Annotated in this window: 11 protein-coding genes; 8 read left to right on the top strand and 3 right to left on the bottom strand. The window is 59.0% G+C overall.

The features are described from left to right. Positions 1 to 76 precede the first annotated feature (76 nt). From HZB23_03945 to HZB23_03930, 4 genes are all read left to right on the top strand, one after another. Positions 77 to 1,021 carry a sulfite exporter TauE/SafE family protein gene (locus HZB23_03945; protein MBI5843804.1) on the top strand — a complete coding sequence of 315 codons (945 nt, stop codon included), beginning with the start codon at positions 77 to 79 and terminating at the stop codon, positions 1,019 to 1,021. Positions 1,022 to 1,244: 223 nt separating this feature from the next. Further along, the gene (locus HZB23_03940) at positions 1,245 to 2,201 is read left to right on the top strand and encodes an HD domain-containing protein (protein MBI5843803.1); all 957 of its coding nucleotides are present in this window, start codon (positions 1,245 to 1,247) and stop codon (positions 2,199 to 2,201) included. A gap of 83 nt (positions 2,202 to 2,284) precedes the next feature. Beyond that, the gene (locus HZB23_03935) at positions 2,285 to 3,430 is read left to right on the top strand and encodes an acyl-CoA/acyl-ACP dehydrogenase (GenBank protein MBI5843802.1); all 1,146 of its coding nucleotides are present in this window, start codon (positions 2,285 to 2,287) and stop codon (positions 3,428 to 3,430) included. A gap of 50 nt (positions 3,431 to 3,480) precedes the next feature. Then, positions 3,481 to 3,921, top strand: a complete 441-nt coding sequence (locus HZB23_03930) for a pyridoxamine 5'-phosphate oxidase family protein (GenBank protein MBI5843801.1) — start codon at positions 3,481 to 3,483, stop codon at positions 3,919 to 3,921. Between the two features lie 103 nt (positions 3,922 to 4,024). Here HZB23_03930 and HZB23_03925 read toward each other — a convergent pair whose 3' ends face one another. The 3 genes from HZB23_03925 to HZB23_03915 form a co-directional block, all read right to left on the bottom strand. Then, complete coding sequence (locus HZB23_03925; GenBank protein MBI5843800.1) at positions 4,025 to 4,204, bottom strand: hypothetical protein; 180 nt, start codon at positions 4,202 to 4,204, stop codon at positions 4,025 to 4,027. A 97-nt stretch (positions 4,205 to 4,301) separates the two neighbouring features. Continuing rightward, positions 4,302 to 5,258, bottom strand: a complete 957-nt coding sequence (locus HZB23_03920) for an outer membrane beta-barrel protein (GenBank protein ID MBI5843799.1) — start codon at positions 5,256 to 5,258, stop codon at positions 4,302 to 4,304. Positions 5,259 to 5,454: 196 nt separating this feature from the next. Then, a complete protein-coding gene (locus HZB23_03915) occupies positions 5,455 to 6,276 on the bottom strand; it encodes an MBL fold metallo-hydrolase (protein MBI5843798.1) in 822 nt (273 codons plus the stop codon). Positions 6,277 to 6,494: 218 nt separating this feature from the next. On the opposite strand from HZB23_03915, the gene glgP reads away from it, so the two are divergent. From glgP to HZB23_03895, 4 genes are all read left to right on the top strand, one after another. Beyond that, complete coding sequence (glgP, locus tag HZB23_03910; protein ID MBI5843797.1) at positions 6,495 to 9,044, top strand: alpha-glucan family phosphorylase; 2,550 nt, start codon at positions 6,495 to 6,497, stop codon at positions 9,042 to 9,044. 379 nt (positions 9,045 to 9,423) lie between these two features. Further along, positions 9,424 to 9,777 carry a DsrE family protein gene (locus HZB23_03905; GenBank protein MBI5843796.1) on the top strand — a complete coding sequence of 118 codons (354 nt, stop codon included), beginning with the start codon at positions 9,424 to 9,426 and terminating at the stop codon, positions 9,775 to 9,777. A gap of 124 nt (positions 9,778 to 9,901) precedes the next feature. Then, positions 9,902 to 11,416 (top strand): glycogen/starch synthase, encoded by a 1,515-nt coding sequence (locus HZB23_03900; protein MBI5843795.1) that lies wholly within the window; start codon positions 9,902 to 9,904, stop codon positions 11,414 to 11,416. Positions 11,417 to 11,429: 13 nt separating this feature from the next. Then, entirely contained in the window at positions 11,430 to 13,454 is a 2,025-nt protein-coding gene (locus HZB23_03895) for an alpha amylase C-terminal domain-containing protein (GenBank protein ID MBI5843794.1), read from the top strand. Positions 13,455 to 13,496: the final 42 nt, after the last annotated feature.

Below are 13,496 nucleotides of genomic sequence, written 5' to 3'. Positions count from 1 at the left end.
CGATGTCAGGCACATCTATTGCGGAATTTCCGATGCCAGGCGGCCTGACCGGATTGCGTATGATAAAGGAGGCTTCATGCACTTTCCCGTTTCCGGCGTCGATGTCCCTATCTGGGTACCGCCTGTGGTGAGCTTCGTCATTTCCTTTTTCACGTCCACGGGCGGCGTTTCGGGGGCCTTCCTGCTTCTTCCTTTTCAGGCCAGCGTGCTTCACTTCGACACCCCGGCGGTGAGCCCCACCAACCTTGTCTACAACGTGGTGGCCATTCCTTCGGGAATCTACCGCTACATAAAGGAAGGCCGCATGGCCTGGCCCCTCACCTGGGTGGTGGTTATAGGAACACTGCCGGGCGTGGTGATAGGGGCCTTTCTGCGGGTGGGGCCTTTCAAGGATTTCGCCACCTTCAAGGTTTTCGTAGGGCTGGTGCTCCTGTACATCGGCCTTCGCATGGCCTGGGACATGCTTCCCCGCGCCAAAAAGGGCAGGGAAAAATCGAAAGAGGCCGAGCGCAAATTCAACGAGCGATTCGCGGAAATACGGCGTTCGGCGGACAAGGACCAGAAGCTCGAAGGCATAAAAACCCTTTCCTTCACCTTAACGAGCATTTCCTACGAGTTTTACGGCGAGGTCTTCACCTTCTCCACCTGGGGCATCTTCGCCCTGTCATTCTTCGTGGGCATAATCGGCGGAATTTACGGCATAGGCGGAGGGGCCATAATCGCCCCGTTTTTCGTGGCGGTGTTCAAACTTCCCGTTTACACCGTGGCTGGCGCGGCCCTTTCGGGCACTTTCATAACCTCGGTTTTCGGGGTGATCTTCTACCAGTTCGCGCTTCCATGGTTCACGCCCTCCTACGTTCCGGTGCGGCCCGACTTGCTCCTGGGGCTCCTGTTCGGCATTGGCGGGCTGGGAGGAATCTACTGCGGGGCGCGCCTGCAAAAGTACCTGCCCGCCAACGTCATAAAATGGATACTGGCCTTTTTCATACTCCTCGTGGCGGCAAAATACCTTTTGGGATGACGGCTCCCATGAAAAGCGCCTGCCCCGCCAGCCTTTGCCGAAGGAGGAGCCCGTATCACAAAGTCCTTGCCTGACACTTGGGTTTTCGGTTATGCTTGCCGAATATCTCCACCACATAACCATGCATATGCGGCGTATCCCGGATACCCCATGACCGGGCCGCACTGCAGAAGGCTTTTGAGGCGCAAGGTTGTCGCTGGCTCTTTCCCAAGGGTGGCCGCCAATGGCCAGGCAGGACACGGTAAAAGGCGACTTTTCGAAAACCGGGAACGACCGGGGTAAAGTGACCCGGATTCTGCACGTGGAAGACCCCGAAAAACTGCTTGCGGAGCTGCGCCGGGTGGCTCACCTGGCCGCCCCGGATTTTGACTGGCCCGCGTTCCACAAGGTTTATAAGGACGTGATTGCTCTTTTTTCGGGCGATTTCCCCGGGTTCCGCTCCTGCAACACTCCTTACCACGATCTGGCCCACACCCTGGACGTGGTTCTCGCAACCGCCCGCCTTCTGCACGGGGTCAGCATAGAACACCACCTCATCCCCCTGGACTCCCGTTACGTTCTTCTATGCCTCATAGCCGCTTTGATGCACGACACCGGCTACATCCAGGAAACCCACGACACCGAAGGCACCGGCGCGAAACACACCCGCATCCACGTTGAAAGAAGCGCAGACTTCGCCCGGACATACCTTTTGAATGCTGGCTTTTCAGAGGCGGACGCCGAAAAATGCGCGGCCATGATCCTGTGCACCGAGCTTTCCTCCTGCCCATCATCCATCGCATTCCAGGACGCCGAAACAAGGGTGGCCGGAAAAATTTTAGGCACAGCCGATCTTCTGGGCCAGATGGCCAGCCGCAACTATCTGGAAAAACTCGTACTTCTCTACAGGGAACTGGTGGAGGGCGAGGTGGATGAATTTTCCTCCGAGCTCGACCTTCTGGAAAAAACCAAGGGGTTTTACGAATTCATAAGGAACAGGATGGAGTGCCACTTGGATGGCCTCTGCACCGCCATGCGCAGCCATTTTCGTGAGCGCTTCGCCCTTGACCGCGACCTTTACGCCGAATACGCCGAAAAGAACGTCCGCTACCTTTCCGACCTGCTTTCAAAAAACGGCGACGCCTACCGCAGCGAGCTGCGCCGGGCGGGGAGCGTTATAGGAACCAAATTCACCGAATGAACGCCTGCCTTTCCAACGGACTGACTGAAACCCGCTGAAAGTTCTCATGCCCTTTTTCGATCAACAGCACACGGGAAACAATCATGCAATTCGATCTTACCTTTGAGGAAAACGAGGTGGCGAAGACCGTCTCGGCCTTCGCGCGAAAGGAAATCCTGCCCAAGGCCCGCGAGATAGAGGCCGAGGGCGAAATGAAGGGCCAGCTCTTGGAGCGTTTCAAGGCCCTGGACATCCTGGCCCTGCCCTTTCCCAGGGAATACGGCGGTGTGGACGCCACCTTCTCGTCCCTCATGCTGGCCATAAGGGAACTGGGCTACGCCTGCCCCATTCCCCCCAACGTGATACTGGAAAACTACATCCTGGCCTGGCCCATCCTTCACTACGGAAACGAGGAGCTTAAAAAGGAGGTGCTGCCCGGCCTCCTGTCCCTCGAAACCATTGGCGGGCTCGCCTTCACCGAGCCGGACACCGGAAGCGACCCCAGGCAGCTTGTCACCGTTGCCAAAAAGACCGAGGGCGGCTGGATTTTGAACGGCACCAAGCGCTTCATCACCCACTCCGGCACCTGCCATCACATGATACTTTTCGCCAAGACCGAAGACGAAAAAGTGGCGGCGTTTTATATCGAGACCGAACGGCCCGGCTACAAGATTGGAGGCCGCGAGACCTTCGTGCACATGGCCATCGATAACGGCGATCTGTTCCTGGAAAACTATTTCGCGCCCGACGAACACCTTCTTGGAACGGTGGACCAGGGCTTCGAAATCCTTCTGAAGGCCGAGTCCCTTGGGAAAATCGGCTTCTGCGCCACCTTTCTTGGAGCCTGCTTCCGGGGCGTCGATCTGGCCATCACCTACGCCAACACCCGCACGCACCGGGGAAAGCCCATCGGACAGAAATTCGCCATGATCCAGGACAAGCTGGCCCGCATGGCCAGTAAGCTGTCCGCCGCCAACGCGTACTTTCTTTACATCTGCGCCAGGGCCGACAAGGGCGGCGACATCTTCACCGACGCTGCGGCCTTGAAGCTAGTAATCGCCGAAACCATTCGCTGCGTGGCCGACCTTTCCATGGAAATCCACGGGGCCTACTCCCTAAGCCAGGACTACGACATAGCCCGCATCTACGCCCTTGCGGCGGCGGTTCCCGTCGTGATGGGAAACCTGGACCTCCAGAAGGTGATAGTGGCCCAGCCCCTTCTTTACGCGGGAAAGATGAGAAGCAGCTGACAGCGGGCAGCGGGCAGGCTTTGGAAATCACGAAATAAAAGGCGGACAAGATGGACAAGGCTCAAAAGGAAGCGCTCAAAAAGAAGATTCTCGCCATGTGCGACCACCCCACAGTGGCGGTTCTGGCCACGGTAACCGAAGACAACCGGCCCTGGGCGCGTTACATGGCACCCGTGGCGGACGAAAACCTCGATTTCAGGATGCCGTCCAATGCCGATTCCCGAAAGGTGGCCCACATCAAAAACAACCCGAAGGTTCACCTCACCACCGGCGTGACCGACATGGAAACAGCCGCAGCCTACATACAGGTGGAGGGAAAGGCGGAGATTCTTTGCGACAAGGCCAGCAGGCACGCGTTTTGGGATGAGCACCTGATGAGGTTTTTTTCAGGGCCGGATGATCCCAACTACTGCGTGATTAAGATCATCCCGCAGAGCATCGAATACCAGAGCGTGGGGCCGGTTCCGCCGGAGGTCTGGGAACGGGATTGATGAATTCAAGGCGATGATATGAAAAAGACAATGCGCGGGCGAGATGCCCGCGCATTGTCCGGGATGGGGCGCTGAGCGGTACTTTCGGGGTTTCAGGCGGCGCTCACTTTTCCTCGGCCTGCCCCTCCGGCGGGGCTTCGGGCTCGCCCTCCACGGCCTCTTTTATGGCGGTGTAGATTGATTTGAAGGTGTCGCCGAAGGCGGTCGGCGAAAGCCTCCCCACCTCGATGAACTTTATGGTTATTTCCTTGGCTGCCTTTAAGACGCCTTCGTCCGATCCCATGCGGAACCTTTCTTTCATCCTGGGTAATTCGCAACATCTCGAAAGGGCGATGAGGCAATCGCCGGGAAAATCCCCCAAGCCTCGCGGCCCTTTTCCGCTAAAAATGCACCCCGACCCCCACGGTCACAACGTGGCGGTCATAGTCGTAGGCAGGAAGATTCGAATCGGAATGAATAAGCGTGTAACTGGCAAAGAGGTCGTAACGCTTTTTCAGCTCGTAGTTCAGGTCGGCATAGGCCGTTACGCGGGTGTCGTCGCGCTTTTTATCGTACGTGGAATGCACGTTTGAAAAATCCCTCAAATCCAGGCTCGTTGAACCATAAAAAACGAGGTTTTCAACCACGGGAACCCGCAGCGAGAGCGCCAGCATCCGGGAATCGTAATCCCAGTTGTCCCCTTTGGCCTCGTTGGCCCGAAAACCGCCGTCCAGTTTCAGAAAGGCCGCGTTAGACCGGAAGGAAAAGATATAAGCCGCGCCGCCGCCGTACGACGTGGCGCTCTGGTCTTCCTGGAGAATATCTGAATCGTCCCTGGCGTAGGAGACATCCGAATACGTTCCGTAAAACCGGGCCATGTGACTTTTGCCCAGCCCCACGGTGACGGCGGGCTTGGCGTAAAACCCGGACAACTCCCTGGCGTAGTCCTCCATCACGTAACTGTAGCTTACTGGAACCGAAATCCGGGTTTTGCCCACCCGGAAAAGCGGCTCCAGGGTGACCATCTGGTCTAAGATGTTGTAGTCGTTCAAATCCTTGTGAAAGTCGGTATAAAGGTAATAGTCGCCTCGAAACCCAAGCGCCCCCTTTGTTTCGGGCTGGAACCCGGCATGGGCCTGAATGACGCCCGCCTCGTCCTCCCCTGTGCTTTTGAGGTCTTGGGGCTCGATAAAAGCCTCGTTGTCCGGGAACAGCCCGACGTTGGAGTCGTATTGCAGGCCGACCCTAAGGGAGCCGGTAAAAACCCTGTTGCGCTCGCCGGGCTGGCCCGCATCCTCCTGGATGCCGCGCATTTCCCGCCATAAGTCGCGGTCCCGTTCCGAGCGGGTCGCTTCCACCGAAGACGCCGACTCTCCGACCGGAGAGGCAGGGGTGTCGCAAGCTCAGGCCCAAAGATTCTTTTGCGTAAAAATGCACATGCACAGAAAGCAGGCCGCAGCCGTCAATCCGTGCTTTTTGAGAGAGGAAAACTTCGCCTGGGTCATTCCGGGTTCCTTTATTATGGGGCCGTCACATAAGCCCGATCTGAATCGTCTATCCCAAATCAAGCTCCCATCCCTCACGTGCAAGGTGTATGTTCGGGAAAAGCTCCCTGGCCTCAACCAGCATGGCCTCCATCATTTCATCGGTGTGGGACGGGTGGTGATGAAACATGTGAAGGGCCTTCACCCCGGCGGCCCTTGCGAGCCTGACTCCCTCCGCGTAGGTGGAGTGGCCCCAGCCCCGGTGCTCGGCGTACTCGGCAGGGGAATATGTGGTGTCGTAAATCAGGAGGTCCGCCCCCAGGCAGAGGTTTAAAAGCCTTAGGTCGATGGAGGCGTAGTGCTCGGTGTCGGTGGCGTAGACAACCGCGTGGCCCTTGTATTCAACCCGGTAGGCGCAGGCCCCGCCGGGGTGGTTAAGCTCGGTGGTGGAGATGGTGGTGTCGCCCAGGCTAAGCCCGGCGTCCTCGGAAAGGGCGTTGAAAACGATTCTGGCCGGCATCTGGTTCAAAAGCACCGGAAAGTTCTGGTACTGCTGCTGGTGATGCATGGCGGTTTCCAGGCCCTTGTTGATCTGGTGCATCCCCGCTATCTGGAAGGAGTTGCCGGGAACGTAGGCCGGCCTGAAAAAGGGAAAGCCCTGGATGTGGTCCCAGTGGGTGTGGGTGACCAGAAGGGTCGCCCTGCCCCCGCCCCTTCCGAAAGGCCCTTCCATGAGTTCCTCACCAAGCACCCTAAGGCCGGTTCCGGCGTCCAGGATGAAAAGCTCCCCGTCGCACCGAACCGCCACGCAGGGCGTGTTCCCTCCGTAACGGATGGTTTCCCTGCCCGGTGTGGGAATCGAACCCCTGACGCCGTAATAACAGATTTTCATGAAAGGCCTCCGATTGCCCTTTTTATCAAAGGGGCCGCTGTACTGTCAAGACACCGGGGAGAACCTGCAACCTGCTTCCGGCGGGCTTTTTGGCCTCAATATGAAGCCCTTCACTTTCCCCCTTGCTTCATGCTGATGTTTTCCGGCATATTTGGGATGCGGCGCAGACTTAAAGAAGATATCCGCCAATCACCCTCCCTTCCTCACGGAATAAGAATATGAAAAACTTCCAGGCTTTCCAGGTTTTTCCGTCCATCCCCCGCAAAATGGCCTTCATAGAGGAGCTTTCCGCCAACCTGTGGTGGAGCTGGCAGCACGACGCCAAGGAAATCTACCGCAGGGTCAATCCCGCCATGTGGGCCAAATCCGGGGAAAACCCTTTGGCCTTTTCAACTCTCTTGAACCAGGAAAACCTGGAGGCCGTGGCAAGCGACGAAACCTTCTTGAATCACCTGGAGAGGGTCAAGGCCCGCTTCGAGGCCCAGGTGAAGGCCCCCTGCTCCAGAAACGGAAGCCTCATCACCTGGCAGCATCCGGTGGCATATTTTTCCATGGAATTCGGCATCCACGAAAGCCTGCCCATTTTCGCGGGCGGGCTCGGGGTTCTGGCCGGTGACCACTTAAAAGCCGCCTCCGACATCGGCCTGCCGCTGGTGGGCGTGGGCCTTCTTTTCCGCCAGGGCTACTTTCACCAGTACCTGAACCACGAAGGCTGGCAGCAGGAGGAATACCCGGACGTCAACCTCTACCACCTTCCCATGACGCGCCTTAAGGCCGGCGACGGCCAGGAACTTCTCATCAGGGTTCCCGTTCCCCACGGCGAAGCCCTGGCAGCGGTGTGGAGGGTGGATGTGGGCCGGATACCCCTCCTGCTCTTAGACACCAACATACCGGTGAATCCTCCCGAAATCAGGGCGATCACGGGAAGGCTCTACGCCGCCGAGGGCCACACCCGCATGGCCCAGGAGATGGTGCTGGGCGTGGGCGGCATGAGGGCCCTGGAGGCCCTGGGCATCCAACCGGCGGTGTGCCACATGAACGAGGGCCACTCGGCATTCGCAAGCCTGGAGCGCATCGCCCAGTGCATCCGCTACTGCGGCATCGACCTTCCCACGGCTCTCGAAGTGGTGCCCAGAACCACGGTTTTCACCACCCATACGCCGGTCCAGGCAGGGCACGACGAATTCCACGCCCACATGGCCCGCCCGGTTTTCGCCACCATGGAGGAAAGCCTCAGAACCTCGGCGGATGAAATACTCTCCTGGGGTCAGGCTGCGGGCTCCGGTCCCGACGGCCCCGTCTCCATGTTCATCCTGGCCCTTCGCATGAGCGCCCACCGCAACGGCGTCTCAAAGCTCCACGGGCGAGTGGCCCGGCGCATGTGGAGCCACGCCTGGCCGGGGGTCCCGGAGGCCGAAATACCCATCGGCCACGTGACCAACGGGATCCATCCCAGCTCGTGGCTGAGCCAGGAAAACGCGCTTCTGTTCGATCTCTACCTTGGCCCGGACTGGCCGCTCCGCCCCTCGGACGAAAACATCGTGGACAGGGTGAACGCCATCTACGACGGCGAGCTTTGGCGGGCCCACGAAATGAGCCGCAGCCGCCTCATCCGCGCCTGCCGGGACTTCATGACCAGGCAGTACGCCCGCCGCAACGCCCCCAAGGCCATGATGGACGACGCCACCAACGTTCTGGACCAGGACGTTCTGACCATCGTTTTCGCCCGGCGTTTCGCCACCTACAAGCGGGCCACCCTCCTGTTAAGCGACCCGGAGCGCCTGGAGGCGCTGATCACCAACCGCGACCGCCCGGTTCAGCTCATCTTCGCAGGAAAGGCCCACCCTAAAGACCACGACGGCAAGGGCCTCATCCAGCAGATAGTGAGGTTCGCACGCCGCCCTGCGGTGCGCCGCAGAATCGTCTTCATAGAGGATTACGACATCAACGTGGCCCGATACCTGGTCCAGGGCGCGGACGTATGGCTCAACACCCCAAGGAGGCCCCTGGAGGCCTGCGGAACCAGCGGCATGAAGGCCGCCCTTAACGGCGGCCTCAACCTGAGCGTCCTGGACGGCTGGTGGGACGAGGCCTATTCCCCGGAACTGGGCTGGGCCATAGGCCAGGGGGAGGAGCTGGAAGACGGGGCCTACCAGGACAGAACCGAAAGCCATGCCCTGTACAACACCCTGGAAAACGAGGTGATCCCCTGCTTTTACGAACGCCGGGAACACGACACCCCCACCCGTTGGGTGAAGATGATGAAGGAGTCCATGAAAGTGGCCCTGGCAAGGTTCTCCGCCCACCACATGGTGGAAAATTACGAGAAACTGTTCTATGCTCCAGCAGTCTCCCAGCACATGCGCCTCATGGCCGACGGCGCGGAGGACGCCCGGAAACTCCTGGCCCAGCACATGCGCCTGGAGGAGCGGTGGAAGGACATAAGGATCGCAACCCCCAAAAGGGAACGCACCGGCTTCATGCGGGTGGGCGACACCTTCACCGTCACCACCGAGGTTTTCCTGGGCGATCTCAAACCGGACGAGGTGGAGGTCCACCTCTACGTGGGCGAGATGAAATCCACCGATGACATAATAAAGAGCTTCTCCCAGACAATGTCCGTGTGCTGCATCATCTCGGAGGGCCTCTACGAATACGCCACCACCGTCTCGTGCAAAAGCGCCGGGCGTTACGGATACACGGCGCGGGTGATGCCTTCGGGGGATGAAAGACTCAGATTCACCCCAAACCTCATCACCTGGGCCTGAGGGTCTGAAAGCGCGACCTGCGGCGTTGCGCGTCGCCTCGCTGCTCGGTCACGTACAAAAGCGTACGCTCCCTCGCAGCTCGCTCGCGCGCCTTGCAGCTCATCGCTTTCAGACCCTCAGGGGTTGCCCGGTTTTGAGATTTACCGTCGGCTGCTTGTGATCGCCCAGGCGGTGCGGCAAAAAGTGGATTGAGGTTGAAGCTCACGCGCCTTGCAGCTCATCGCTTTCACACCCTCAGGGGCCGGGAGCAGGAAATAAGACGGGACATGGGTTCCTTGCATAGGCCCCGTGCGCGCCCCCTAAGCAGCCTTAGAATTTAACATTTCCAAAGCTCATCGCTTGTGATCGCCCAGGCGGTGTGGCAAAAAATGGAGATTAAATGGCCGAAAGCGAAACCGACGACCACCTTTTGATCCTTTGGACAAACGACAACAGGGACACCTCCATAAACATGGTTTTCATGTACGCGGAAAATTCCCTGAAACACGGCTGGTGGGGCGAGGTGACCCTTTTGATATGGGGAGCGACGGCAAGGCTGGCCGCCGGGGACGAGGAAATCCGGGGGCATGTCAAAACCCTCATAAACGCAGGGGTGAAAACCATAGCCTGCAGGCAGTGCGCGGACAATCTCGGAATCAGGGAAAACCTGGAAAAAATGGGAGTCGAGGTGTTCTACACAGGAGGTTTCCTCACCGAATGGATAAAATCCGGCAAAAAAATTCTAACGATATGAAAGTATTATAAGCCGCACCAGCGGAGGGTGACAGCCGGAAATTCGATCTTATATTTATTGATTAAGGTTACCCCCTCCGAACGCAAATCATAATTTTTGAAGCACTTTTGCATGAAAGGATACGATGGCCCCCAAAAGCGCGAAAAAGCCCCGCGTACTCATCGTCACCCCGGAGGTGACCTATCTGCCCGAAGGCATGGGCAACATGGCCAACTACCTCACGGCCAAGGCCGGGGGCCTTGCCGATGTTTCTGCGGCCCTGGTGAAGGCCCTTTTCGATCAGGGGGCCGACGTCCACGTCACGCTTCCCGATTACCGGAGCATGTTTTCCGCCAACTTCGGAGCCCTCATCCGCCGGGAGCTTTCCACCATAAGAAGCTCCATGCCCGAAGACCGGGTACACCTGGCCGAAGACCGCGCCTTCTTCTACCGCCGGGGCGTCTATTCCTCGTACAGCACAGAAAACATCAAGGTGGCCCTTGCCTTTCAGCGTGAGGTCATCAACCACATCATCCCAAGCGTAAAGCCGGATTTGATACACGCCAACGACTGGATGACGGGCCTCATCCCGGCGGCCAGCCGCAACCTGGGCATTCCCTGCCTTTTCACAATCCACAACATCCACACGGTGAAATCGAGCCTTGCAGAAATCGAGGATAGGGGCATCGACGCGGCCTCCTTCTGGCACCACCTTTTTTACGAACGCACGCCCCACTACTACGAGGAAACCCGCGAGGCAAACAAGGTGGATTTCCTTGTGAGCGGCGTTTTCGCCTCCCATTTCGTGAACACAGTAAGCCCGACCTTTTTGAACGAAATAGTTGAGGGAAGGCACGCATTCGTTGAAGAACCGCTTAGGCGCGAGCTGGCAAGCAAGGCTGCGGCGGACTGCGCGGTGGGAATTTTGAACGCCCCGGAAGCCTCCTTCAACCCCGCCTCCGACAGCGCCCTTGCCCGCCAGTACAACCCGGACGGGCACATCCTGGGAAAGCTCCACAACAAGCGCTATCTCCAGGAGTCCCTGGGGCTCATAAGGGACGACGCGGCCCCGATCTTTTTCTGGCCCTCGCGCCTGGACCCGGTTCAAAAAGGCCCCCAGCTTCTGACCGAAATACTTTACCGCATAGTTTCCGCACACTGGGGACGGAACCTCCAGATAGTGCTTGTGGCCAACGGCGAGTACCAGAAGCATTTCCGCAACATCGTGGCCTTCCACAACCTGTACAACCGGGTGGCGGTGTGCGACTTCGACGAAAAGCTCTCGCGCCTGGCCTACGGGGCTGCGGACTTCGTGCTCCTGCCCTCGCGCTTCGAGCCATGCGGCCTGCCCCAGATGTACGGCTCCATCTACGGGGCGCTTCCGGTGGTGCACGACACCGGCGGCCTGCACGACACGGTAAGCCACATGGACGCGCCCAACAACAGCGGAAACGGATTCGTTTTCAAGACCTTTGACTCCCAGGGCCTTTATTGGGCCATGGACGAGGCCATGCGATTCTACAGCCTGCCGCCCGACATGAAGCATCGCCAGATTCACCGGGTGATGGTGGAAAGCGCCGAAAGGTTCAATCACGCGGCCACGGCAAGCCGCTACATCGATCTTTACGAAAAGATGCTGAAGCGCCCACTTCTAAAGTGACGAGCCGTCCTTCATGGATCAGACAGAAACCGTAAAATCGCGCCTTGCCCGGCTTCTTGCCGCCGACCCCCTGCTCTCGCCCTACGGCGGAGTCATCGAAAGGCGCATAAAAAGGCTCATCGAAACCGAAAAGCGGCTGCTGCCCGAAAACACGTCTCTTTCCGATTTCGCTTCCGGCCACGAGTTTTTCGGGCTTCATTTTCGGGACGGTGGCTGGGTCTTCCGGGAGTGGGCGCAAAACGCAATGTCCGTTTTTCTGGTGGGGGAGTTTTCAGGCTGGCAGCCCCTTGCGGCCTACGCACTTGGGCGCATCAACAGGGAAGGCGTGTGGGAGATAAGGCTTCCCGAAAACGCTTTGAAACACGGCGACCTTTACCGGCTTCACGTAAGGTTTCCGGGTGGAAGCGGCGACCGCATCCCGGCCTGGGCAAGGCGCGTGGTGTACGACGAAAAAACCGAAATCGGAAACGCCCAGGTGTGGCGGCCCGACCAGCCATACGTTTTCATGCACCCCAGGCCCGAAAAGGCCCCCAGCCCCTTTCTGGTCTACGAGGCCCACGCGGGCATGGCCCAGGAGGAGCCCCGCTGCGGCACCTACAGGGAATTCGCCGACAGGATAATCCCCCGGATAGTGAAGGCAGGGTACAACGCGATCCAGCTCATGGCCGTGGCCGAGCACCCTTACTACGCCTCCTTCGGCTACCAGGTGGGCAGCTTCTTCGCCCCCTCGTCACGCTTCGGCCCGCCCGAGGATTTCAAATACCTCGTGGACACCGCCCACGGGGCGGGCCTTTACGTCTTGATGGACCTGGTGCATTCCCACGCCGTGCCCAACGTGGTGGAGGGCCTGGCCCTTTTCGACGGCACCCCCGTCCAGTACTTTCACAAGGGGCCGCGCGGCGTCCACCCCGCCTGGGGCTCCATGTGCTTTGACTACGCGAAACCCCAGGTCCTGCACTTTCTGCTTTCCAACTGCCGGTACTGGCTGGACGAGTTCAACGTGGACGGCTTCCGTTTCGACGGAGTCACCAGCATGGCCTATCTTCACCACGGCCTTGGCGTGGATTTTCTCGATTACTCCCAGTATTTCGACGGCCAGGAGGACGAGGACGCCCTTTGCTACCTGGCCCTTGCAAACGAGCTGATACACTCGGTGAACCCGCAGGCCATCACCATCGCCGAGGACGTTTCCGGGCTTCCGGGCCTCGCAGTCCCTGTTGAAAACGGCGGATACGGCTTCGACTGCCGCTTCGCAATGGGCGTACCCGACTACTGGATAAAGCTCGTGAAGGACGTGCCGGACGAGGACTGGCCCATGGGGCATATCTGGTTCGAGCTCACCAACCGCCGCCAGGACGAAAAGACCATCTCCTACGCCGAGTGCCACGACCAGGCCCTGGTGGGGGACCAGACCCTCATCTTCCGTCTGGTGGGCGGCGAGATGTACCATTACATGTCGGTCCTGAGGCAGGGCAGCTTCAAGGTGTCGCGGGGAATAGCCCTTCACAAGATGATCCGGCTAATCACCCTTTTCTGCGCCGGGCACGGGTATCTCAATTTCATGGGAAACGAGTTCGGCCACCCGGAGTGGATCGATTTCCCCCGCGCCGGAAACGGCTTTTCATACGCCTACGCCCGCCGCCAGTGGAGCCTTGCGGACGACCCCCTCCTGTTGTACGGATTTCTCGCCGCCTTTGACCGCCAGATGATAGCGCTTGCCAAGACCTCCGGCGTCCCGGACGGCGAGTGGCCGTTTCTCCTGCACCTGGACGAGGGGACGAAAATTCTGGCCTTCGAGAGGGCCGGGCTGATCCTGGCCTTCAACTTCCACCCGGATAATTCCCGAACAGACTACTGGATTCCCGCCTCCCCCGGTTCCTACCGCCAAGTCCTTTCAACCGACGACAAGCGCTTCGGCGGGCACGGCCTCATCGAGCCCGACCAAACCCATCACACCATAACCGACCGTATCCACAGGCATTTCCTCTCTCTGTACCTTCCGGCCAGAACGGCTGTGGTTCTGGAAAAAATCGTGTGATTGGCGGGGAAACCTCTGGTAGGTTGGGTAGCAGGATGTTGG

Source organism: Deltaproteobacteria bacterium, from assembly GCA_016235345.1.
In the GTDB taxonomy this organism is placed as follows: Bacteria; Desulfobacterota; Desulfobacteria; order Desulfobacterales; family Desulfatibacillaceae; genus JACRLG01.
The sequence above is the reverse complement of the archived record's forward strand: the minus strand, read 5'-3'. Positions and strand labels throughout refer to the sequence as shown.

What these genes read in the sequence shown, in the direction of transcription:
- HZB23_03895 (MBI5843794.1), top strand. Translation starts at nt 11,430, where the DNA reads ATGGATCAGACAGAAACCGTAAAATCGCGCCTTGCCCGGCTTCTTGCC.
- HZB23_03930 (MBI5843801.1), top strand. Translation starts at nt 3,481, where the DNA reads ATGGACAAGGCTCAAAAGGAAGCGCTCAAAAAGAAGATTCTCGCCATG.
- HZB23_03900 (MBI5843795.1), top strand. Translation starts at nt 9,902, where the DNA reads ATGGCCCCCAAAAGCGCGAAAAAGCCCCGCGTACTCATCGTCACCCCG.
- HZB23_03940 (MBI5843803.1), top strand. Translation starts at nt 1,245, where the DNA reads ATGGCCAGGCAGGACACGGTAAAAGGCGACTTTTCGAAAACCGGGAAC.
- HZB23_03925 (MBI5843800.1), bottom strand. Translation starts at nt 4,204, where the DNA reads ATGGGATCGGACGAAGGCGTCTTAAAGGCAGCCAAGGAAATAACCATA.
- HZB23_03945 (MBI5843804.1), top strand. Translation starts at nt 77, where the DNA reads ATGCACTTTCCCGTTTCCGGCGTCGATGTCCCTATCTGGGTACCGCCT.
- HZB23_03905 (MBI5843796.1), top strand. Translation starts at nt 9,424, where the DNA reads ATGGCCGAAAGCGAAACCGACGACCACCTTTTGATCCTTTGGACAAAC.
- HZB23_03915 (MBI5843798.1), bottom strand. Translation starts at nt 6,276, where the DNA reads ATGAAAATCTGTTATTACGGCGTCAGGGGTTCGATTCCCACACCGGGC.
- glgP (MBI5843797.1), top strand. Translation starts at nt 6,495, where the DNA reads ATGAAAAACTTCCAGGCTTTCCAGGTTTTTCCGTCCATCCCCCGCAAA.
- HZB23_03935 (MBI5843802.1), top strand. Translation starts at nt 2,285, where the DNA reads ATGCAATTCGATCTTACCTTTGAGGAAAACGAGGTGGCGAAGACCGTC.